The organism is Pseudomonas sp. 313 (assembly GCF_000316965.1).
Taxonomy (GTDB): Bacteria; Pseudomonadota; Gammaproteobacteria; order Pseudomonadales; family Pseudomonadaceae; genus Chryseomonas; species Chryseomonas benzopyrenica.
In genome coordinates this window covers 1-20,448 of sequence record NZ_ANBZ01000101.1, presented here as the reverse complement: position 1 = coordinate 20,448, position 20,448 = coordinate 1, and the positions used below count along the sequence as shown (strand labels likewise).

The window sequence follows — 20,448 nt, the reverse complement described above, 5'->3', positions numbered from 1 at the left end:
AAGTGGACATGAGGATTGGGGAGCTAGCCCGGCTCACAGGATGCGAAGTTGTGACCATCCGCTACTTCGAGAAGGAAGGGCTGTTGTCGGAGCCAGCACGTAGCGCCGGGAATTACCGGTTGTACAGCAAGGCACACTTGAGCAATTGCAGTTCGTTCTGCACTGCCGCACGCTGGACATGACGCATGCCGAGATTCGTGCCCTGCAGGGCCTGCGCGAAAACCCAAAGCAGGACTGTAGCGAGGTCAACGCGCTGCTGGATTCCCATCTCCAGCAGGTGGAGGCGCGGATCGTGGCATTACTGCAGCTAAAGCAGCACATGACTGCCTTACGTGAAAGGTGCGGTGGAGCGCGCCCCATCGAGTCCTGCGGTATTCTGCAAGGGCTAGCGGATTGTTCTTTCCATACCCCAGGGCCTATTAGGACTAGTGAGCCTTGAGCCCACATTGGATATATCCGAACTCTGCAGGGAGACACTGAGCAGCAGCATGAGCACCCATTTCAGCTTTCTACTCTGAAGCCCCGTATCCCAACGCTCTGTGCATACCTATTGAGCGCGTCGAGCGACCGAAACACTCTCACCAATTCGCGCCGGGAGCGGAGAGGAAAATGTCGGCTTTCTTTGCTGTAGCGTACCTGTAGCTGCCATCCATGCCCCTCAGGGCCTGGAGTAGCACGCACATCCCAAGCGGCCCCGGCTGCAACTAGGGCGGCCAGGCCCTCAGCGCTAATCGACTGACGCATGACGGTTGCGCTTTGGGACGCAACTGGTGATTGCTGGGCTGGCCGCGCGTTCTGGAGATCAGCCCTGATACGCCGGTGTCCCGGTAACGCTGCACAAGGCAGTGAACCTGCCGTGTTGTCAGCTGCAGCCGCTGGGCAGCGCGGGTAGGCGTGATAAAACCCTCGGTCACCGCCTGGATGACCTTGAGACGATCTACTTCGCGTAGGCTCATCGTGATCCGCTCGTGGGCTGACATCCTGATCGCTCCGTATCGCTAGCAAAGCCGGTAGGCTAGCGACCACAGGTGATCGGGACATTTCTATTTGGCTGGATCGCGACATTACTACTTGGCCGTAACACGCCGTTTCAAGGCTCAGTACAGATGTCGTTGCGCCGGCCAAGTAGAAATGTCAAAACAAGAGGTCAGTCGAACAGACCTGGACTCAGTTTCTGCCGTTGCGCTGGGCTAGCTTGGTTAGCGCCCAGCGATCATTCCATTCGCTCGGGGCTAGATAGAGCGCTGATTGACCCTGGCCGATAAAGCGTCCGCGCTTTCTTTTCGCTCCGAGTAGCGATCAACGAGGTAATCCTCACGGCCACGAACCAGCAAAGTAAACTTCACCAATTCCTCCATCACATCGACCACACGGTCGTAATACGCGGAAGGCTTCATTCGGTCCGCGTCGTCGAACTCTAGATAAGCCTTCGGCACAGACGACTGATTCGGGATGGTCAGCATGCGCATCCACCGCCCGAGAATCCGCATCTGGTTCACCGTGTTGAACGACTGAGAGCCACCGGAAACCTGCATGACGGCGAGTGTCTTGCCCTGCGTGGGCCGTACGGCGCCCAGGGTCAGGGGAATCCAGTCGATTTGCGCCTTGAGTACCGCAGACATGGCGCCGTGACGTTCCGGCGAACACCACACCTGCCCCTCTGACCAGAGCACCAGGTCGCGCAGCTCTTGCACCTTGGGGTGGTCGACCGGTGCGTCATCGGGGAGTGGTAGCCCGGATGGATCAAAGATCACGGTCTCGGCGCCCATGAGCTGGAGCAGACGTGCGGCCTCTTGCGTCAGCAGGCGGCTGAATGAACGCTCCCTGTTCGACCCATAGAGTAGAAGGATTCGTGGCTTGGTATCAGAGGTGTCTGAAAGCCCCAACCTGTTTGTGCTGGGCAGATCCAGCAGCGACAAATCGAGGGCCGGCAAGGTCTCGGCAGATTCCATCTCTAAATCGCTCATCACAGTGCTCCGATCCGATCCAGCGCCTGCTTCAGCTCCGCGCCCTGAAGCGCTACTAGATCCAGCGCGAAGAATGCTGCGAATCGCCTTTTGATGTGCTCAACAGTTGCGTCGAAAGCGGCCTGGATAGCCTCATCGCTGCCTTCTACATCGGAGGGGTCAGATAGTCCCCAGTGGCTCTTAATGGCTGGGCCAAAATACACCGGGCAAGGTTCACCGCCAGCCTTGTCACATACGGTGATGACGATATCGGGGGGAGTGTCGGCGAACACCTCAGATCCCTTGCTGTACAGGCCCGACGTGTCGATGCCCAAGCCTTGCAAAGTGCTTACCGCTCGTGGATTGAGTTTGCCACTCGGGAAGCTTCCCGAACTGATAGCCGTAAAGCCGGCCGGCGCCATCTGGTTGAACAACCCTTCGGAAAGAACGCTGCGGCAGCTATTGGCCGTACACATGAACAGGATCTTCATAAGGTGACTCCTAAGCAGTGATGCTCAAACGCACGGCAAGGGCTGCCAGCGTCGTGAGCAGAATGGGAAAGGTGAGGACACAGCCAACCTTGAAGTAGTAACCCCAGGTAATGCGGATGTTTTTCTGAGCCAAGACATGCAACCACAGCAGCGTTGCCAGACTGCCAATAGGCGTGATCTTCGGGCCCAGGTCGCAGCCAATGACGTTGGCGTACACCATGGCTTCATGCACCAGTCCGGTCACGCCACTGCCCTGGATCGACAAAGCGCCGATCAGCACGCTGGGCATGTTGTTCATGACAGAGGACAGCAGCGCAGCGGTGAAGCCGGTGCCCAACGTGGCAGCCCACAGGCCATGATCGGCAAAGGTGGCAAGCAACGAGCTGAGCCCCTCCGTCAGCCCGGCATTTTTCAACCCATAGATCACTAGGTACATGCCAAGTGAGAACAGCACGACCTGCCAGGGCGCATTTAGCAACACCTTACGTGTCGAGATCACATGACCCTTCGTTGCAATGATCAGCAGCACTAACGCACAGGCGGCGGCAACAGCGCTGATAGGAATGCCAAGCGGCTCAAGAGCGAACAAGCCGACCAGTAGGAGCAACAGCACCCACCAGCCAGCAATAAACGTAGGGCGATCCCTGATCGCCTGCTCTGGTCGGCGTAGCACCTCCGGTGAATACGAAGGTGGCACCTCTTTTCGATAGAACCACCAGAGCATCCCCAGGGTCGCCACTACGCTTACCAGATTCACCGGCCACATGATCGAGGCGTATCGAGCGAACCCTATGTCGAAGAAATCCGCGGAGACGATGTTCACCAGGTTTGAGACAACCAGGGGCAGGCTGGCCGTGTCGGCAATGAACCCAGCGGCCATAACGAAAGCCAGGGTTGCTGCCGGACTGAAGCGCAGCGCAGTCAGCATCGCGATGACGATGGGGGTCAGAATCAAGGCTGCGCCATCGTTGGCAAATAGCGCTGAGACGGCTGCCCCGAGGAGCACCATGAGCACAAACAGGCGCGCACCGCTGCCCTGGCCCCAGCGAGCCACGTGAAGTGCAGCCCACTCGAAAAAGCCCGCCTCATCCAGCAGAAGGCTGATGATGATGACCGCGATGAACGTCGCGGTGGCGTTCCACACGATGTGCCAGACCAATGGAATGTCGCTGAGCATAACCACACCCGTCAGCAAGGCGAGTATCGCTCCAGCCGACGCGCTCCAGCCCACGCCAAGCCCGCGAGGTTGCCAGATCACCAGCACCAGCGTGATGAGAAAAATTGAAATTGCCAACAGCATGTCAGGTCTCCGAAGTCACTTAGCAACAGGAAACCCGGCGTACCGGACGACCTTCCATCGAAGCAAGGCGGCCCTGATCTTCGCCAAGCCAAGAGCGGTTCGCCTCGAGCGTTGCCTGGAGCACTTCCATTGCCCATTGAGGCAGCTCGGGATGAATGCGGTAATAGATCCACTGACCTTGACGGCGATCCTCCAGCAAACCGCAGACGCGGAGTTGAGCCAGGTGGCGAGAGACCTTCGGCTGGCTATCGTCGAGCGCCCAAATCAATTCGCAAACGCATAGCTCGCCCTCAGCGGCGAGCATGAGCATGATCCGGGCTCGGGTTTCGTCACCGAGGCATTTGAAAAAGGTGTGCGGCTGAAGGTACATGGGCAGCCTTTATATCTGTGATTTCGAATATTCGAATTTACAGATGTATTCGAGCCTTTGGAAGGTGCTTATCCGGCCGAAGTGACCGCGAATGCAAAGGCAGGTCTCCCCGGTCGCTCCCTGGGTTGGCAGCCGAGTCCCCTAGTTCTCCACCCTATACCTGCGTATTCCAACACTTTGCGCGTACCGGTTGAGCGCATTCAATGACCGAAACACCCTCACCAATTCGCGCCGGGAGCGGAGAGGAAAATGTCGGCTTTCTTTGCTGTAGCGCACCTGTAGCTGCCATCCGTGCCCTTCAGGGCCTGGACTAGCACGCACATCCCAAGCGGCCCCGGCTGCAACCAGGGCGGCCAGGCCCTCAGCGCTAATCGACTGACGCATGACGGTTACGCTTTGGTAGTGGGCTTTTGTGAAGAGCAGCTAGGAGGTCCTCTGGCATCAACTCTTTTGCTTTTTTCTTCGCCGGCTCTGAGCGTTGGGCTTTAGTAGGCCTTGGATTGCCAGGTACCGAATGAGAGCGCCGATTGTCGCGCTGCTCTTGCATCAGTTGCGCCACTTGCAAGACGTGCCCCAGCCGTTTGTTCTCGACGATAGCGCCTTGGTTGACCTCAGGCAGCTGATCGAGAATGCCGTAAGGCAAGGCAGCGCCTTCCGATCGCACCTCGATCCGGCCGTCCGGGTAGTGATAGATCTCTACGTAGCGGCCAGCCAATGCTCGGGTTTGCGGCGTATCGTGCAGAACATAGAGGCGCTTGTCGTATTGCAGCGTTAGGCTTTTCGACACTCGACGCGGCTCTCGCCACGTCAAGACTAGAGTCAGGTCCTCGTCGTCACGTACTGCGCGGTGGGCATCGAAATCAGAGCGGGCCGGTTTGGCGAAGCGCCGGTTGTAATCAGCCATGAACAACGGCAGATAGGCGTTCGCCGCCTCGACAGTGCTGAGATTTCGTAGTCGCAGCTCCTTGACCAGGCGATCCTGCAGGGTGAGATGGGCACGCTCGACGCGCCCCTTGGCCTGGCTGGAGTTGGCGCAGAAAGTATCGATGTTCAGCTCGAACATGGCCCGAGCGAAATGCGTGTGACCAGCACCGCCCTGGGCATCCTTGCTATTGACCCGGAACACGCTGGCCTTGTCGCTGTAGAGGGCGACAGGCTTGCCATGGTGTTCCAGATAGGCACGGGTGGCCTGGAAGTAGCTGAAGGTCGATTCGCTACGGGTGAACGCCAGGTGCATCAGGCGACTGGTGGCGTCGTCGATGTAGACCAAGAGGGTGCACGCCGGCGCACGATCCTCGAACCAGCGATGATCGCTGCCATCAATCTGGATCAGCTCGCCGAGGCAAGCTCGGCGATTACGTGGCTGGTACACCTTAGGCGGTCGTGCCCGACGCGGCGTCCACAAGCCGGCATCCATCATGATGCGCCGAACCGTTTCCTTGGCTAGACGCAAGCCGTGGCACTCGGCCAGTTTCTCGGCAGCAAGCGTGGGACCGAAATCCTGGTAATGCGTGCGGATCAGGGTGACGGCGCGCCGCTCAAGGCCGGGACGCAACTGGTGATTGCTGGGCTGGCCGCGCTTTCTAGAGATCAGCCCTGATACGCCGGTGTCCCGGTAACGCTGCACCAGGCGGTGAACCTGCCGTGTTGTCAGCTGCAGGCGCTGGGCAGCGCGTGTGGGCGTAAGGAAACCCTCGGTCACCGCCTGGATGACCTTGAGGCGATCGACTTCGCGTAGGCTCATCGTGATCCGCTCGTAGGCTGACATCCTGATCGCTCCGCATCGGCTGCAAAGCCGCTAGGCTAGCTGCCATACGTGATCGGGACATTTCTATCTGGCTGGATCGCGACATTACTATTTGGCCGTAACACCGCCGACTTCCGATAAGTAGCCGTTACGTGAAATCAGGCCCTACACATGAGGCCGCCCCGGCGGCCTTTTTTGGGGGCCCTGGATGCCACAACCCCCGATACTGGATGGCTAGACCCCAGGGATTGGCCGAGGGCGAACCCAACTTGTGCTGCCAGGAGTGGCAACCGGCGCCTGCGCGGCTTGCATCGAGCCGCAGCCGGTACCGAGTTGCATTTTTCAAATTCTCGATAGCGTGCAACGGATCTCTCACAACTCTCGAGGCATTCGGAACATGGCAACACAGAAACACTTCGACGCCGCGGCCGAGCGGCTGCTCGGAAAAAATTCCTACCAGGGCCTACTGGCATCCGGTTATTCGCGCCCGGACTTCTGCCGCGAAGTCGCGCAGCTGGCGTTCATCGGTCACCTACCCGACTCGGCAAGCACACAGGACGATCTCGTGCTGATCCGCCAGGTCGCAGAGCGGCTGTGGAAAGGCGCCGGCGATACTGGATTGGACGAGTAGGGGGCCTGGTAATGGACGACATCAAGAAAGCAGAGAGAAAGCGCTTCGAGGCGGCCACCCAGCAGGCGGACTGGAACGCGGTGGTGCAGGGCAACCCCACCAACACGGTGCCGGTCTGGATCTATTCGGTGAATCCGGAGCACGGCGCCCGGTTGGTCACACAGCTCTCGGTCGAGGGCTACCGCGCCGCGTGTCAGCGTGGTGGGCTGCCATTGCCCAAGGGCATCCAAGCGTGGGACGTGCTGCAATACGCCTTGACCAACTACGAGGCGGCCAAGGATCACGCGGCTCGCCTGGCGCTGCACGAAGAGCTCGCGGGCGCCCTGCTGAACTATGCCAGCCACACCAAGACCTGGGGCATGCTTCCCCCGGTAGGCCAGGTGCAGGGCATCCACGTGATGATCGGTGACTGGAACACCCGCAAGGCCGGCCGCGTGTTCAAGCCGGCAGCGGTCGTGGGGCGTGAGCTGCTCAGCCGTCCGGACGTCGTCGCCCTCCTCGACCAACTGATCGCGGCCCATACCGCGAAGCATCCGGGCGAAGGCCCGATCCGGGCCCGCTAGTCACCAACTACCGGCAGATGGCTTCGCACGGCACACCGTCGTGGTCGCCATCGATCCGGCTGTTGCCACAGTGCTGCAGCTGGTACTTCGCCTCCGCACAGCTCGCCATCTGCCTGCAGGCCTTTAGCGGTGTGCAGCTGAAGGATCCCGCGGCGATGGCGCCCTCCGATCCGCCAAACTGAGAAAAGGACGTGGGTCGCTTCGGCGGTACTGCCGCCGGCGGCTCGCCCTCTCCAGCTTGCGCGTCTTGACGCTGATCACGCGCGGCGTGGCGCCACTCCCACGGCGGTACCCGCTCCGCCTCCGGTAGCGCCCACAGGCCACGCTTCTGCGCCTTGGCCTGTGCTTCCAGGTCCAGCAGCGATCGATCCTTCAGGTATTGGCGATAGACCCACGCGGCACCCTGGCGCACCTGCTCGGCATTCACGTCCGTATTGCCCTGGTACACGCGGGCCACCCGCCGGCCGTATCGGTCAGTGTCCTGGACGTCCAGGCGGACAGCCTTCGAAAAGACCATGGCCGCCAAGGATTGCTGGGCGCGGTTGCCGTAGGGCTGTTTGCTCTCAGGGGTGTCGATCTCCGCAAGCCGAACCTTGATCTGCTGCTTGGCGGTGGTCAGGCACGTCAGGGTGTCACCGTCGTGCACGCCCACCACGCGGCAGTCGATCGTTTCAGCGAAGGAGAGGGTAGGGAGGGTCAACGCAAGGGCTACTGCTAGCTGCCGAAGCATATGAGGTCTCAGATCCGTTGTAAGGGGGAAGGTCCGGTATCACCGGGCGGGCGCTGTTGCGTTTCCGTACTGCCGGTGACGCCGACGCGGGAGTGTAGCGGCGGTGCGGATGAGGGGCAGGGTCTATGCGGGGCAGAAGCGGACAGAGGAGCGAAAGGCGGCTATAAGCGGCGGCGGGCTAGCGACGGTGGCCACCGACAGTGGCGCTACCGCCGGCGGCCATCTTCTTGCGGTTGGGTCGCTTATACGCAGGAATCTGGCGCTTCAGGCGCAGCTCTCTCACCTTGCTGTAGTGCAGGCCGTGCCTCAAGCCAATTGCCCGGTCGCTATCGGTGCCCAGCTCAGCCAGTAGCGCTTCGCTCAGAGGCTGTTCGACGTGCAGCTTTGGAATGCCGCGCCGTTTGCGTTCGCGGTACACCAAATCGTCAGGAATCCCGAACCGGTGAGCCAGCTCGGCGTCTCGCAACTTGCCCAGTAGCGGCACGGCCTCCGGGGGCAGACTGTGCACCCGCGGTGCCCGCTTCGCCGGGGCCAGGCCCTGGCGCAGGCGCATCAGGTAGACCGCGCGCCGGCTGATGCCGAGCCGCCTGGCGACGGTCGCATCGGGTTCCTGTCCAAGGAGGGCGAGGTTCTCCGGGCTCCACCGGAACAGCGTCTCGCGCTGGAAGCCGCCCTGCTTCAGGTCGTAGGGCGCGATGGCCAGCGTCTGCCGCTTGCGCGCCACGGTCATGCGCGACATACCCCACCGGTCGCCCAGGGCGGTATCGCTCTCGGTGCCGAGCAGGGCAATCATCTCATCCGTCCAGATCTTCATCGCAACTCACAGCATCTGCAGCACATGCCAGTCTAGCGGCATGGCACCAGCCGGACCACGGCAGGCCTTGCGTTTTCCGGATCGGTGAGAGGGTAGGCCATCACCTGATGGAGACCCGAACATGGTACCGGTTGAACAGCTCAAAGCCGCGGTGGAACAACTTCCGAAGTGGAGCCCGCAGATCACCAGCCAGGTAGGCTGGGTCAACTGGCGCCAGGGTTTCCAGATCAAGGCGCTCTGGTACGGGAATTGTTCGCTCCTGTGCTACCTCGACTTCAAGGACAGGGTCGCCCGGGACAACACCTTGGCCACCGCCTTCAAACGCTTTGCTGCCCCAGACGCCCGGCCGCGAAAGATCGATGGCCATGGCTGTTCCTGCCTCGACTACTCGTTCCAGTCTGACCACTTCGTGTCCATCAACGAACTGGCGGAAATCGCGGATGCCAAGGGCTATGCGTACACCGTCCTGTACGTCCAGGAATGTGTCGGTGCTCGGCCGGTTTTCGCGACGCTGGGCATCCCCTTGGTACCGGGCGAGATGGGCAAGGAGTGGGTGGGCGGCGAGTTCATTTCCTACGCCTGTCCCGCCGGCCAGAATCTGTAGTCGTCTGCCACGCCTGCTGCCTGGCAGATACCGGCCAGCGCCGGACGGCACGGTACCCCAACGCGCGGCGAGCCGTAATCTGTAGTCGTACTCTACGTCACCTGACGACCTGCTACCGGCCATCCCGGCACCGCGCGGTATCATCACGCCTCAATTCGTGAGGCGTGCGCAATGCTGGTGATCCATCTTGAAAGTGGTCGAGTAATCAACCTGGAGCGCTCGGTGAGTACCGTCAACGGGTACGGCATCTGGGAATACCACCGGAGCCAGAGCTCCAGTATGTGGGTGCCCGACTACACCCCCTACCGCCACCTCGCCGTCAAACCGCCGGACCCAGCCATTGGCCAGAAGGTCACCGTGGCTATCTGCAAGCTCGGCGCGCCGGAGGAAGAGTGGAAGCCGTTCAGGTCCGGTACCGCAGGATACGACGGGATCTGAAGTCTGCTGCAACGAGGCGTGGAGGGTGTCAATGAATCTGGCGGGTATCGGTTGCCGCGACAATGGTGACCCTAAGCCGGCGAATGCCTTAATCGTCAGCTATAGACTTCAATAACTTTGCGCTTATTGGTTGCGATTCACGCGACCATGCCGATTTCTGTTTGAAATAGCTACAACCGCTTGCAGAACCTTCCGGAAAAACTCATGAATGGCCCCTAAGGTATGGGCACAGCCTAGGGGCTGCTATTGATCCAAAACAGGCCTTAGCGGATGGCAGCTATCGACCATAAGCCGACACCGAGTCCACTGCGTCTGGCTGTTATTTGTAAAAACTCACAAGGAGGCTTGGAAATTGTTTCCGCTCACTTGAGTAAACTTTCCGCCGAGGTCCTCAACAATTTTCTTGAGCCGATCTTTTCGGATCTGCCCAAGACGCCATTCCGTAGATAGCTTTTTCATAAGATCTGTAGTCATCATAGGACCATCTCGGTGCAATGTTCTATAAACCGCTAGTGCTAACCCTTTGTCTTTGACAACTCCGAGTGAAACCTGATCGTCCAAGAATTCCAGTACTTCCTGGAAATCATGAATCATCCGTTTCCATTTTGCCTCGGTAAGTAAAACGCGGTTACTCAATACCTCTGCAGCACTGTGCTCTGGATTGTCCGGCGATCCTAGTCCTTGATCATGCGCAATCTTATTACGAGTTTGATAATACCCGTGGAGCCTTGTGGAGCTTACGCCGGAGAACAGCGTGACTCCCCAAGTACTGCTAAATAACGTTAATCTTTGTTTGTACCTTCCTTTAAGTGGAGAGCTCGGCGAATCCAGGATCTTTAAGATTTGCCTTTTGCGGCTTTCAAATATTGGGGTGTTTTTTAGGAGTGCGGGGACATCATCACCAGTATAGCTCGGATCACCTTTACGCCCGTCGTATAAAGAGCACAAGAAATAATATCCAGAGAGTGCATTCTCGAAGGCGGAACATAAGTGAAGAATTGAGTTTGTCCTCAATGCTTCGAGGTTTTTTACCAACAAGATGTCAGAAAAATCTGACAGATTTTTTTTCGACACGCGATCCAGTGCGTACTCTTTTGCACCCCAAATTTCTTTGACCAAAGGGTCGGAGGAGCCGCAATTGCCGCTGTTTTCCAGGAAACTTAAAATTTTGGATGTGCGATTATATGCATAGGCGGACGACCAATAAAGCTCATTCACGCGAGCAACTTCTGACTTAAAAATAAGTAAAGGCTGTAATCCTGCCATGGAAGCTCCTTAGGTACTTTGCTTAAGTAGTGAGTGGGTGCGTAATCAAAGTGAGTAATTCAGATTTAGGGGTTTACTTTCCCTGAGTGGCATCGCTCTGCTTTGCGTCGTGGATCTTTATTTAAGGTCCGAGAGTTTCTTTGGCTTCTGGCTATCAGCTGCATTTCAGCAAAGGCTCTAGGTTGGTTGCTCCCAGACTAATCTCGGTCTGGGTACTTCCAGAATGTAGCACCGAATCCGCAAACCGAGCCGGCGGCCCGACGCGGCTTGCGTATCTGAAGACCTATGGGACGTTGGCCAGCATTATTCAACGATGCTGACGGAGCTTCCCATGCAGACCCCCAACACCTCCTCGACTCCGGCTCTGCCGCTACAGCTGTGCGTCCACCGCTATTACTCCAGAGCCGAAGACCCAGCCTTCCAGCAGCTACTTGTGGTTTGGAACCAGGTGGCGCCGATCCTCGCTGCGGCGCCGGCCGGCACCATTGCCAAAGTCGACAGCGAGTCTCTGTTCGTTGCGCCGGTGGATGGTGCTCTGGCGATGTTCCTGTCCGCAGACCTCACCCCAACGGCCGTCGATGGCAACATCTTCCGGCCTGAGGATTTCGACGGCATCGGCGCCGATGAATTTGCCGAACTGCAGAGTGCCTTGGAGCGCTGGATGGCTGCGCCAACGTACGACACGCCCTGCACCCCGTCTCACCTCGCAGACGTGCTCGCTGCTAACTACGGGGAGGCGGAAGCGCCACGTGAATGGCGATGGTCGGGCGAGACCCTATAGGCCTTCAGTAGCAAGGCTTCACGCCTGGCAGTCCACCAGGGCAAGCAAGATTCACATGCCCTGGAGACACCCCGCGCCAGGCGGTATAGCGGAAGTATCCCAGGCGGTATACTTCCGCCCTTGAAGCATCGCCTACGGCTCCACGTCACTCGCGCATTCTGCCTATTCGAGACCTGTCCGCATCGAAGATGCGGTCAATGAAAATCTCGGCTTCGCGTATCGAGACCCTGCAGCAGCTCGCTGATGTCCTCCAAGCGGCCGGCCACAATGTGCAGCACGCCATCGCGCGTCTCTACCGTTCCATCCACTCGCAGCAACTGTGACGCCACCAGCTCCCGCCGCTGGCGCTCCGCCAGGGTTCGCCACACCACCACGTTCACCATCCCGTACTCGTCCTCAAGCGTTACGAAAGTCACGCCGCTGGCAGTGCCTGGACGCTGCCGGCCGACCACCAGGCCAGCAACCCGGGCCGGCTGCCCATGACGCCGCTCCTTCAGCTCATGCGAGCTCATCAGCCGCCGGGCCGACAGCTCCGGCCGCAGCAAGGTGAGCGGGTGCGGCCCCAGGGTGGTACCCAGGGAGGCATAGTCCGAATAGAGGTCCTCACCCACGGTCGGGGCGACTAGCTCCTGGATCTCCTCCTCAACGACAGCGCCCTCAGCGAATAGGGGCAGCTGCGGCTCGATTGCGGCCATCGCCCAGCGTGCTTGGAACCGGTGCCCGGCTAAGCCCTTCAGTGCACCTGCATCCGCCAGGCACTCCCGGGCCTTGGCATCGAGGCCTGCGCGCAGGCACAGGTCGGTGACGTCGCGGAATGGTCGCTGCCGGCGGGCCTGCTCAACCGCGCGCCCGGCTTTCTCAGCGAGGCCTCGCACCATCCGCAGGCCCATCCGGATCGCCGGCTGCGGGCTTTCAGCAACAGGCTCGAGGCTGCAATCCCAGTCGCTGCAGGTCACGTCCACCGGCAGGGTCTGCAACCGGTGCCGCCGGGCGTCCTGTAGGATCTGGTCGGGGCTGTAGAAACCCATGGGATAAGAGTTGATCAGCGCCGCGGCGAACGCTGCCGGCTCATGGCATTTGAGCCAGCAGCTGGCGTAGGTGAGCAGGGCGAAGCTGGCCGCGTGGGACTCGGGAAAGCCGTAACTGCCGAACCCCTCGATCTGCCGAAAGATGTCCGCGGCGTACTCCGCGGTATAGCCGTTGGCGAGCATGCGCGAGGTGAGCCGCTGCCGGTGCGGCTCAAGCCCGCCGTGGCGCTTCCAGGCCGCCATGCTGCGGCGCAGCTGATCGGCTTCCCCCGGCGTGTAGTCGGCGGCAAGGATGGCGAGCTCCATCACCTGCTCCTGGAACAAGGGGACACCCAGGGTCCGGCCGAAGACGCGCTCCAGCTCCGGCGGGTAGCTGATCTCCTCCTGACCGGTCCGCCGGCGCAGGTACGGGTGGACCATGCCACCCTGGATGGGGCCCGGGCGGACGATGGCCACCTCGATCACCAGGTCGTAAAAGGTCTGTGGCTTCAGCCGCGGCAGCATGGCCATCTGGGCACGTGACTCGATCTGGAACACCCCGAGCGTATCGGCCCGACTAATCATCGCGTAGGTCGGCTTGTCCTCTTGAGGCACGGTAGCCAGGGTCAGCTCCTCACCTCGGTAGCCTTTGACCAGGTCGAAGCAGCGGCGTAGGGCGCTGAGCATGCCCAGGGCGAGGATGTCGACCTTGAGCAGGCCCATCGCGTCGAGATCGTCTTTGTCCCACTGAATCACCGTCCTGCCCTCCATGGCAGCGTTCTCGACCGGCACCAGGGTGTCCAGTGTCTGGTCGGCGATGACGAAACCGCCCGGGTGCTGGGACAGGTGCCGCGGGAAACCGATTAGCTCGCCGGTGAGCACCAGGATCCGGTGGAGCAGGGGGCTATTAGGGTCGAAGCCCGATTCGCGCAGTCTCTCTGGTGGCGGCAGGTTGTCCGTCCAGCGGCCGCAGCAGTCCGCCAGCGCGGTGATTTGATCCGGAGGCAGGCCCAGGGCCTTGGCCACGTCCCGCACAGCGCCTGCGGCGTGATAGGTGGACACCACCGCGGTGAGCGCGGCGCGCTGCCGGCCGTAACGGCGGAAGATGTATTGGATGACTTCTTCCCGGCGGTCATGCTCGAAGTCGACGTCGATGTCCGGCGGCTCATCGCGCTCGTGGCTGATGAAGCGCTCGAACAGGAGGTTGATCCGGGTCGGATCCAGCTCGGTGATGCCCAGGGCGAAACAGACGGCAGAGTTCGCGGCCGAGCCGCGCCCTTGGCAGAGGATTCCCTGCTGCCGTGCGAAGCGGACGATGTCGTGCACCGTCAGGAAGTAGCTCTCGTACGACTTATCGGCGATCAGCTGCAGCTCTTTTTCGATCTGGGCACGTAGCCGAGGCGACAGACCTTCCGGCCAGCGCCAGGCGCAGCCCTCCTCAGTGAGCACACGCAACCAGCTGGTGGCGGTGTGTCCTTCGGGTACCACCTCACTGGGGTATTGGTAACGGAGCTCCGCCAAGTTGAAGGTGCAGCGCTCGGCAATGTGCAGGGTCTCCTCCAGCAGCTCGGACGGATAGCACCTAGCCAAGGCCTCACGGGTTCGTAGGTGGCGCTCCCCGTTCGGGAAGAGCAGCTGGCCAGCTTCCGCCACCGGGACGTGATGGCGGATGGCGGTGATGGTGTCCTGCAGGGCCCGGCGCCCGCGGCAGTGCATGTGCACGTCGCCGGCGGCCACCAGCCCTACGCCCAAGGTCGCACCCAGACTCTGGAGCTGCTGCAGCCGCACCTGGTCGTCTTGATCGAAGTGGAGCTCGGCGGCAATCCACAGCCGGCCGGGGAACACCTCCAAGAGCCAGCGCGCTGACTCTGCCTCGGCGTCGCGCTCCGGTACCCAGAGCGCGATAAGGCCGGCGACCTGGTCGAGGTCCTCGCGCAGCAGGCGGTAGCTGCCTTTGTCCGCGCGCCGACGGGCCAGGGTGATCAGCCGGCACAGCTGCTGGTAGCCCTGCAGGTCTTGCACCAGCAGCACGAGCTTGGGGCCCTGGGCGACCTGGAACTCCGCGCCCACGATCAGCCGGACGCCATGCTTCTCCGATGCCTGCCAGGCGCGGACGATGCCGGCGAGAGTGCATTCGTCGGTTATGGCCAACGCCTCATAGCCCATGACCCTGGCACGCTCGAATAGCTGATCGACGCTGGAAGCACCGCGCTGGAAGCTGAAGTTCGACAGGCAGTGCAGCTCCGCATAGCCGGGTGTCACGCAAACCACCCCTGCACCCACCAGCCCGGCCCCTCCGCAGGCGACTGGAAGGCCCAGGCCGTACGCCCGTCGGCGAGCTCGAGCACGTAGTAGTCCCGACGGGCATCCTCACCGTCCCACCACCCGCTCTCGATCCGCTCGGGCCCGCTCAGGACCCGTGACTGATCGACATCCAGGGGCTCCGGCGCCGGTAGCAGCCACCCTGGCCGCCGATTCGGTCCCAATGCCTGGAGCGCCAGCGAAGGCGTGTCTCGCCGCCAGGCCCGCTCCGGCCGGTGATCGCCTTGGGCGCCCACCGCATAGACCGCGTCGTCGCCCAGGCGAGAGCGAAGCCGCTCGCGCAGCTGCTCCCAACTCACGGTCTGTTGCGGACGTTCATCGAACAGGCCGCGGTGCTGAGGGACGAACGAGGGCAGTTCGTCAGCGACCAGGCCGATCGCGAGTACCGGTTCAACCACCTGGGTAGGCTCCAGGCGCCCCCGGGCGAATTCGAACAGCAGCGCAGGGTCCCGCTCGGGTGCCAGCAGACCCACGACAATCTCGGTTGTCGGCGCCTCACGGTGTTCGAGACGCAGGGTGAAGCGTTGGGCGCCCATGTCCCGGCCGGCGAGGTAGGTGGCCAGATCCGAGGTCAAGCGACGCAGGGGAAATAGCAGGGCCTGGGTCGACTCGACTTCGAAGTTGAGCTCGATCCGCAGCCTGAAGGTGGTCGGAGGCAGGAAAAACTCCAGGGGCAGGACCTTGCTGCCCAGCATCTGATCGAGGTGATTGAGCAGACTCAGCGGAAAGCGCCGGGCGAGCTGCGCCCGGGGCAGCGCCAACACCTGGCTGAGCTGCCGAAGCCCCATGCGACTCAAGGCCTGGACGATCTCCGGCTCGAAGCCCAGAAGCGCCACCGGCAGCGTGCGCATAGCGCTGGCAAGGCCTGCTTCATCCCGAACTGCCAGGCTGTCGCCGGCGTTGGCCAGTACCCGGGCGGCGGCTGGATTGGGCGCAAGGGTGATCCGGTGGCCGAAGCCCAGCGCCGTGAGCTCCTGGCGCAGGCGCGCTTCAAATCTTGGCCAGGGCCCGAAGAGCGGCAGGCTCGACTGCACCTCGAGCACCAGGGCGTCGGCGAAATGCAGGCTCACCTGCGAGCTGAACCCATAGGCCCAGGCCGCCAGCAGCTCGTGCTGGCGCCGTAGCGCCGCTTCGTCGTACTCCACCGTCGCAAACTGCGGGCAGATCGCCTGAGCAGCGGTGTAGGTCATCTCCGGCCGGAGGCCGAGCGCCAACGCCGCCGGGTTCGCCGCCTTGATGATCCGGCGTTGTATCGGCCCGTGGAGCAGTACCAGGGGTTCGTCCGGGTCAGGACAATTGCGCAGCACACCGTCCAGCGCGAACTGGGGGAAAAAAATGCAGGCCCATTTCATGGCAGTCGTCCCTCAATGCCAGACCCGATGCGCAAGCGCCGTTGCCGGTGGATTGCCGCCGCGGCACTTGAGCACTCGCAACTGCTGAGGTGAACCCTCAAGCACCAGGCGCAGCGCTGCAGGTGACGCGTTGACCGCTTCCCGCTGGTGGCGGAACGCGAAGGCAAGGGTCTGTCCGGTCTCGGCAGCCACCTGCAGCCGGCGCAGCGCGCGATCGTCCGCCCGGCTGGGCCAGCAGAGCACCGCACCACAGCTACCGGAGCGCAGGCACTGCTCAGCGGCCCACAGCACGTCCTTGCCCTGGACCTGGATGACGCTCAGCCGGCCGAGGTCGACGCCGGCCTGCAGCCAGGCGTGCGGGTAGAGCAGATACGGGGGAGAGATCAGCACGACGCGTTCGCCGGCGGCAGTGAGGCGTGCCAATGTCGGCCACACGAGCGTGAGCTCACCTAGGCCCGGTCGAGCGCTCAGGATTTCGGTAAGCGCTGCATCAGGCCACCCGCCGAGCGGCAGTTGGGCATCGAGCGCCGAGTGTCCGGTTGGCTGCGTGCTGGCGTCGTCCACATGCGGACTTTGCCCGCGCCACACACGGCGACTGTCGAGCAGAGAGTCGAGCGCAACGACATTGGTGGCCGCGTTATCCATGCTGCACCCCCGTCGGCGCCGACGGCGAGCTGCCGCGCTCGGTGAGCATGACCTGCAGCTGCGCACGCAATTTGAACAGATCTGCATGCAGGACGGAGTTCATCGACTCTAGCCGCAGGATATGACGCTGGGCACGCGAGAGGGGATCGTCGCGGTCGTCCGGAATGAGCCGGTCACCCCGGGGCACGTGGCGCTGGTTTTCCTCTTGGACGAATTGGACGTAGCGCAGTCGGTGGCGCTGTACCTCCGCCGTCAGGACATCCCGCTCAGCGACCAGAACGCGATTGGCGCGTTGGGCTTGCCCCAGGCACTGACGTACCTGGTCCAGTTCTTCAGTCAGCAGATCAACGAGGTTACGGCAGTACGTCAGCTCCGTGGGACGGAACAGGGACTGCTGCTGTTCGAAGCTGTCCTGCTCATCACCAAGCATGTCCATAGCGGCCCACCTGCTCAATCCCTGAAGCCATGACCTTCTGGTACTCAACAGAGCGATCGGGACAGCGGTGACAGAGACGAGGGATACGGGGAGAAATGGACATGGGATGGCCTCCTTTAGGGGTACTGTATAAATAGACAGTAATCAGGGAGGAACGATCCAGCAAGCTTGACAGCGACGGACGGCAGGGAAGACGAAGCGAAAGATTCTTTCGTTCAGGAAGGTGATCGCACGCTGGTGCCTGATTTCAGCTAACCGGTGTGGCGAGCAATGAGTATGCAGCCAGGCAGCAGCGTCGCGATGGAACTGGCTGCGGTGAGAAGGGCGATCACAGGGTCCGAATCAAACGGCGCAGGGAGGTCAGCAGGTAGCAGTCCATTTCTGGCTGCATGAAGCCATCGGGCACCTTCGCAGACAATGGCAAATGCCACCGCCACGAGGCCAGTGCCCACCGTCGTTCGCGCTACGGACCGTACCGCCATCTGTCTTCCCCCAACTCTGAGAGAGAGAGGATGGCACTCGCGGCTGCTGACTGGATGTTAATTCACACCCGATGCCGGTCGTCGATCGCACAGCCCGGCAGAGTTGAACCGTTCACATGGGCAGACGCCGGGGCCCCGCTACCGGCAGCAAGCTGCCGGCCCCTTTCCAGTTACCTCCCTGGCGACCACGGTGTCAGCGCATCGAACCGCGTATGAGTGTGAGATGGCGCCTCGCCGAGCTGCGCGCCAGCTTCGTCTCTTGCTCCGCTGCCCACTCATCCTGGATCTGCCGGGCGATGTTCGTGCGGACCGGCAGCAAGACTGGATACTCCGGCTCTTGCTGATCTACCTGTAGGAGGCCGGCCTCGTGCAGGTAGGCGTAGGGCTGCTTGAGAAAGTCTGATAGCGCCACCGCGTTCGGCTGGCCGCAATAGGCTTGAAAGTAGAGGTCGGCCCACATGTCCAGGTCGACACGATCGACGATGACGGGGTGATCCATTTCTGGTGGACGTTTCATAAACCGGTCCTTGCTGTCTGGAAAAGGATCACCGTACCGGTACTTCTGGAAACGCAACTAGGCAACCGGCGGGTTGGCGTTCACCTTGCGCTGCTGCATCAGCAATTGCTTTCGCACCTTGCCAAGGTTCAGGAGCTGCTCCCTGATTATGGCCAGCTTGGGCTCATACAGATGGAACAGTTCGACGAACCACGTCTCCATTCCGAACGTGACTGTGCTGGCGGCATAGGAATGGCTCAACCCCTTAGCGATTGGGGAGCGTGCATGCTTTTTCTTCCCCCCCTCGCCGTTGAAGAAATAGACCTTGCACCAGGCAATCGACACAGATCCCTTGCCATTGCCACGCACGTCGATCAGTCGATAGATGATTTTTCCATCGGCTCTGGCTTTGGCCGCTTGGAAGTATTCGTCCCTTAGCCGCAAAGCCTCATCACGCAGGGCTTCATGGGCCTCATCCAATGAGGTTATAGCCTGCCCATAAAGACGGGAAATTAGGCCGTTGCTGGTTTGGGGGTCGATTGAAGGGGTCATTGTCATATCCTATCTATTTACAAGGAGGACGTTCGGGTTGTCATTAGCGAACGACTGGAAAAAGGGGGTCATAAAAGCGGCTTTTTAACGAGAACCAATATGGACGTATAGATTGTCATTAAATATGGTTTTTCTCGTTTAGCTGAGTTCGGGCCACAGGAATCACACTACATCCATTTGTATTGTCATTAAGTATGTAAAAAACTCGGCGGATGTCACTCAGCATGCGGATCGGCGGAACGGTGGTTTAAGCGGTTTCTGCGCACATCTGACTTTGAAGAGCACTAAGTCGCGAGACCCATTCATCCGTTTGTATTGTCATTAAGTATGGCGAATCCATTAGCAATCCCGCCTTATTCTTGGAATCCAATACAACCGTTTGTATTGTCAATAACTATGGGAGCGTCCTGGTCTAGCGGATGGAATCGGCGAAGCCAATACATCCGTTTGGGTTGTCAATAAGGAGAAGCAAGACAATACATCCGTTTAGGTTGTAAATAAGTATGGGAAATATGACCGTTTCCAGTCTTCCCACGGAAAGCCCTGAGCTGTTTTTTTTGGGGAAGCATTGAGATTGGCAATACTATTGACAATGTCGGTGGAGATCTGAAATTTCTTGCGTTTAGCTACCATTTTGAGAGGCCTTCGGAGGGCTGATTTGTTACCTGCTTTGCTACATTTCAAGAAGCCAATACATCCGTTTGTATTGTCATTAAGTATGGCTGGATGAGATATCACGCCGAGACCAGTGAAAAAACAATACATCCGTTTGTATAGTCATTAAGTATGGAAAAGTCCGGTTTGGTTAACTCCGATCTTTACAAACAACCCATACGAATGTCTTGCAATAGGGCATACCGCCATTCAAGCACCCCAATCAGCATGGCTTTAGCGAATTCGCGCCCACTGAGGGCGTGAATTGGGAAAAGAAGGAAAGAAGCAATAGGCACTCTTGTCCGAGGCGTCCTGTAGGACGCCTCGTTGCCCACCGCAATGGTCAACGTGCTCTGTAGGCGTCCTGCAGGACGCCTACAGAGAGGAGGGCGAAGCGAGGTGCTCCCGAATTGACCAGTAGGCGTCCTACAGGACGCCTGCGCGGCGGTTTGGGGTTGGCGAATGCCCTGCCAGGGCGTGCTTGCGCCAGGCGTCCTCCAGGACGCCTGGCTGACCATTGCGGGACGTGACGCGTTGCGAACCCTTTCAAGCGAGTGCATGCATGAGTAAGAAATCCCAGAACGCCGCTCCGTACGTAGTGGGCCTCGATATCGGTTACTCCAACGTCAAGCGGGTCGAAGGCTATGCCGACGAGGCCTCGCCACGCCAATTCATCTCCCCTGCTCAGGCAGCGCCGTTAGGAAGCCTCAACGGCAACGCGGTACTCAAGGAGGGGGAGCACTATGTCACTCTCGATGGCGAACCCTGGGCGGCGTTTCTAAGCGCCGGCCGAGCCGGGGTCACGCGGGAATTGCATGCTG

At 60.5% G+C, this 20,448-nt stretch carries 20 protein-coding genes and 2 pseudogenes; 7 read left to right on the top strand and 15 right to left on the bottom strand.

Annotation, left to right across the window (positions count from 1 at the left end):
• Positions 1-2 precede the first annotated feature (2 nt).
• Positions 3-439: pseudogene (cadR, locus tag C722_RS25970) on the top strand (Cd(II)/Pb(II)-responsive transcriptional regulator).
• Positions 440-704: 265 nt separating this feature from the next.
• Here cadR and C722_RS25965 read toward each other — a convergent pair.
• From C722_RS25965 to C722_RS0123455, 6 genes are all read right to left on the bottom strand, one after another.
• Positions 705-956, bottom strand: a complete 252-nt coding sequence (locus tag C722_RS25965; protein ID WP_231893101.1) for a helix-turn-helix domain-containing protein — start codon at positions 954-956, stop codon at positions 705-707.
• Positions 957-1,232: 276 nt separating this feature from the next.
• On the bottom strand, positions 1,233-1,952 hold the full coding sequence (arsH, locus tag C722_RS0123475) for an arsenical resistance protein ArsH (RefSeq protein WP_371099832.1): 720 nt from the start codon (positions 1,950-1,952) through the stop codon (positions 1,233-1,235).
• 14 nt (positions 1,953-1,966) lie between these two features.
• On the bottom strand, positions 1,967-2,437 hold the full coding sequence (locus tag C722_RS0123470) for an arsenate reductase ArsC (protein WP_007162506.1): 471 nt from the start codon (positions 2,435-2,437) through the stop codon (positions 1,967-1,969).
• A gap of 10 nt (positions 2,438-2,447) precedes the next feature.
• Entirely contained in the window at positions 2,448-3,737 is a 1,290-nt protein-coding gene (locus C722_RS0123465) for an arsenic transporter (protein WP_007162505.1), read from the bottom strand.
• A 19-nt stretch (positions 3,738-3,756) separates the two neighbouring features.
• Positions 3,757-4,107, bottom strand: a complete 351-nt coding sequence (locus tag C722_RS0123460; protein WP_007162504.1) for a metalloregulator ArsR/SmtB family transcription factor — start codon at positions 4,105-4,107, stop codon at positions 3,757-3,759.
• A gap of 367 nt (positions 4,108-4,474) precedes the next feature.
• Positions 4,475-5,875, bottom strand: coding sequence for an ISNCY family transposase (locus C722_RS0123455; protein WP_007162503.1), 1,401 nt, complete (start codon positions 5,873-5,875; stop codon positions 4,475-4,477).
• A gap of 376 nt (positions 5,876-6,251) precedes the next feature.
• Between C722_RS0123455 and C722_RS0123450 the strand changes: the two genes are divergently transcribed.
• On the top strand, positions 6,252-6,485 hold the full coding sequence (locus C722_RS0123450; protein WP_007162502.1) for a hypothetical protein: 234 nt from the start codon (positions 6,252-6,254) through the stop codon (positions 6,483-6,485).
• 11 nt (positions 6,486-6,496) lie between these two features.
• Positions 6,497-7,048: a hypothetical protein gene (locus C722_RS0123445; protein WP_007162501.1), complete on the top strand. Its 552-nt coding sequence runs from the start codon at positions 6,497-6,499 to the stop codon at positions 7,046-7,048.
• A 7-nt stretch (positions 7,049-7,055) separates the two neighbouring features.
• Here C722_RS0123445 and C722_RS0123440 read toward each other — a convergent pair whose 3' ends face one another.
• A complete protein-coding gene (locus C722_RS0123440) occupies positions 7,056-7,748 on the bottom strand; it encodes a thermonuclease family protein (protein ID WP_256204567.1) in 693 nt (230 codons plus the stop codon).
• Positions 7,749-7,956: 208 nt separating this feature from the next.
• On the bottom strand, positions 7,957-8,592 hold the full coding sequence (locus tag C722_RS0123435) for a hypothetical protein (RefSeq protein ID WP_017642847.1): 636 nt from the start codon (positions 8,590-8,592) through the stop codon (positions 7,957-7,959).
• A gap of 121 nt (positions 8,593-8,713) precedes the next feature.
• Between C722_RS0123435 and C722_RS0123430 the strand changes: the two genes are divergently transcribed.
• Positions 8,714-9,196 carry a hypothetical protein gene (locus C722_RS0123430; RefSeq protein WP_017642846.1) on the top strand — a complete coding sequence of 161 codons (483 nt, stop codon included), beginning with the start codon at positions 8,714-8,716 and terminating at the stop codon, positions 9,194-9,196.
• 171 nt (positions 9,197-9,367) lie between these two features.
• Complete coding sequence (locus C722_RS0123425; protein ID WP_017642845.1) at positions 9,368-9,634, top strand: hypothetical protein; 267 nt, start codon at positions 9,368-9,370, stop codon at positions 9,632-9,634.
• A 333-nt stretch (positions 9,635-9,967) separates the two neighbouring features.
• On the opposite strand, the gene C722_RS26355 is transcribed toward C722_RS0123425, so the two are convergent.
• Complete coding sequence (locus tag C722_RS26355) at positions 9,968-10,900, bottom strand: hypothetical protein (protein WP_157225869.1); 933 nt, start codon at positions 10,898-10,900, stop codon at positions 9,968-9,970.
• Positions 10,901-11,231: 331 nt separating this feature from the next.
• On the opposite strand from C722_RS26355, the gene C722_RS0123415 reads away from it, so the two are divergent.
• The gene (locus C722_RS0123415) at positions 11,232-11,681 is read left to right on the top strand and encodes a hypothetical protein (RefSeq protein WP_017642843.1); all 450 of its coding nucleotides are present in this window, start codon (positions 11,232-11,234) and stop codon (positions 11,679-11,681) included.
• A 194-nt stretch (positions 11,682-11,875) separates the two neighbouring features.
• Here the strand turns inward: C722_RS0123415 and C722_RS0123410 are convergent, their stop codons facing one another.
• From C722_RS0123410 to mobI, 6 genes are all read right to left on the bottom strand, one after another.
• The gene (locus tag C722_RS0123410) at positions 11,876-14,950 is read right to left on the bottom strand and encodes an error-prone DNA polymerase (protein WP_017642842.1); all 3,075 of its coding nucleotides are present in this window, start codon (positions 14,948-14,950) and stop codon (positions 11,876-11,878) included.
• Positions 14,947-16,362, bottom strand: a complete 1,416-nt coding sequence (locus C722_RS0123405; protein ID WP_017642841.1) for a DNA polymerase Y family protein — start codon at positions 16,360-16,362, stop codon at positions 14,947-14,949. Before C722_RS0123405 ends, C722_RS0123410 begins: the two co-directional genes overlap by 4 nt.
• Before the next feature lie 12 nt (positions 16,363-16,374).
• Positions 16,375-17,007 carry a translesion DNA synthesis-associated protein ImuA gene (imuA, locus tag C722_RS0123400; protein ID WP_017642840.1) on the bottom strand — a complete coding sequence of 211 codons (633 nt, stop codon included), beginning with the start codon at positions 17,005-17,007 and terminating at the stop codon, positions 16,375-16,377.
• On the bottom strand, positions 17,000-17,443 hold the full coding sequence (locus C722_RS0123395) for a hypothetical protein (protein ID WP_017642839.1): 444 nt from the start codon (positions 17,441-17,443) through the stop codon (positions 17,000-17,002). Before C722_RS0123395 ends, imuA begins: the two co-directional genes overlap by 8 nt.
• A gap of 675 nt (positions 17,444-18,118) precedes the next feature.
• On the bottom strand, positions 18,119-18,442 hold the full coding sequence (locus tag C722_RS0123390; RefSeq protein ID WP_026084055.1) for a hypothetical protein: 324 nt from the start codon (positions 18,440-18,442) through the stop codon (positions 18,119-18,121).
• Positions 18,443-18,499: 57 nt separating this feature from the next.
• Positions 18,500-18,973 (bottom strand): conjugative transfer protein MobI(A/C), encoded by a 474-nt coding sequence (gene mobI, locus C722_RS0123385; RefSeq protein ID WP_017642837.1) that lies wholly within the window; start codon positions 18,971-18,973, stop codon positions 18,500-18,502.
• A gap of 1,216 nt (positions 18,974-20,189) precedes the next feature.
• Here mobI and C722_RS25335 point away from each other — a divergent pair.
• A pseudogene (locus C722_RS25335) lies at positions 20,190-20,448 on the top strand (hypothetical protein); the annotation flags it as partial.

What these genes read in the sequence shown, in the direction of transcription:
- C722_RS25965 (WP_231893101.1), bottom strand. Translation starts at nt 956, where the DNA reads ATGAGCCTACGCGAAGTAGATCGTCTCAAGGTCATCCAGGCGGTGACC.
- C722_RS0123460 (WP_007162504.1), bottom strand. Translation starts at nt 4,107, where the DNA reads ATGTACCTTCAGCCGCACACCTTTTTCAAATGCCTCGGTGACGAAACC.
- C722_RS0123425 (WP_017642845.1), top strand. Translation starts at nt 9,368, where the DNA reads ATGCTGGTGATCCATCTTGAAAGTGGTCGAGTAATCAACCTGGAGCGC.
- C722_RS0123390 (WP_026084055.1), bottom strand. Translation starts at nt 18,442, where the DNA reads ATGAAACGTCCACCAGAAATGGATCACCCCGTCATCGTCGATCGTGTC.
- imuA (WP_017642840.1), bottom strand. Translation starts at nt 17,007, where the DNA reads ATGGATAACGCGGCCACCAATGTCGTTGCGCTCGACTCTCTGCTCGAC.
- C722_RS26355 (WP_157225869.1), bottom strand. Translation starts at nt 10,900, where the DNA reads ATGGCAGGATTACAGCCTTTACTTATTTTTAAGTCAGAAGTTGCTCGC.
- C722_RS0123445 (WP_007162501.1), top strand. Translation starts at nt 6,497, where the DNA reads ATGGACGACATCAAGAAAGCAGAGAGAAAGCGCTTCGAGGCGGCCACC.
- C722_RS0123465 (WP_007162505.1), bottom strand. Translation starts at nt 3,737, where the DNA reads ATGCTGTTGGCAATTTCAATTTTTCTCATCACGCTGGTGCTGGTGATC.
- C722_RS0123470 (WP_007162506.1), bottom strand. Translation starts at nt 2,437, where the DNA reads ATGAAGATCCTGTTCATGTGTACGGCCAATAGCTGCCGCAGCGTTCTT.
- arsH (WP_371099832.1), bottom strand. Translation starts at nt 1,952, where the DNA reads ATGGAATCTGCCGAGACCTTGCCGGCCCTCGATTTGTCGCTGCTGGAT.
- C722_RS0123450 (WP_007162502.1), top strand. Translation starts at nt 6,252, where the DNA reads ATGGCAACACAGAAACACTTCGACGCCGCGGCCGAGCGGCTGCTCGGA.
- C722_RS0123415 (WP_017642843.1), top strand. Translation starts at nt 11,232, where the DNA reads ATGCAGACCCCCAACACCTCCTCGACTCCGGCTCTGCCGCTACAGCTG.
- C722_RS0123405 (WP_017642841.1), bottom strand. Translation starts at nt 16,362, where the DNA reads ATGAAATGGGCCTGCATTTTTTTCCCCCAGTTCGCGCTGGACGGTGTG.
- C722_RS0123455 (WP_007162503.1), bottom strand. Translation starts at nt 5,875, where the DNA reads ATGTCAGCCTACGAGCGGATCACGATGAGCCTACGCGAAGTCGATCGC.
- C722_RS0123435 (WP_017642847.1), bottom strand. Translation starts at nt 8,592, where the DNA reads ATGAAGATCTGGACGGATGAGATGATTGCCCTGCTCGGCACCGAGAGC.
- C722_RS0123430 (WP_017642846.1), top strand. Translation starts at nt 8,714, where the DNA reads ATGGTACCGGTTGAACAGCTCAAAGCCGCGGTGGAACAACTTCCGAAG.
- C722_RS0123395 (WP_017642839.1), bottom strand. Translation starts at nt 17,443, where the DNA reads ATGGACATGCTTGGTGATGAGCAGGACAGCTTCGAACAGCAGCAGTCC.
- mobI (WP_017642837.1), bottom strand. Translation starts at nt 18,973, where the DNA reads ATGACCCCTTCAATCGACCCCCAAACCAGCAACGGCCTAATTTCCCGT.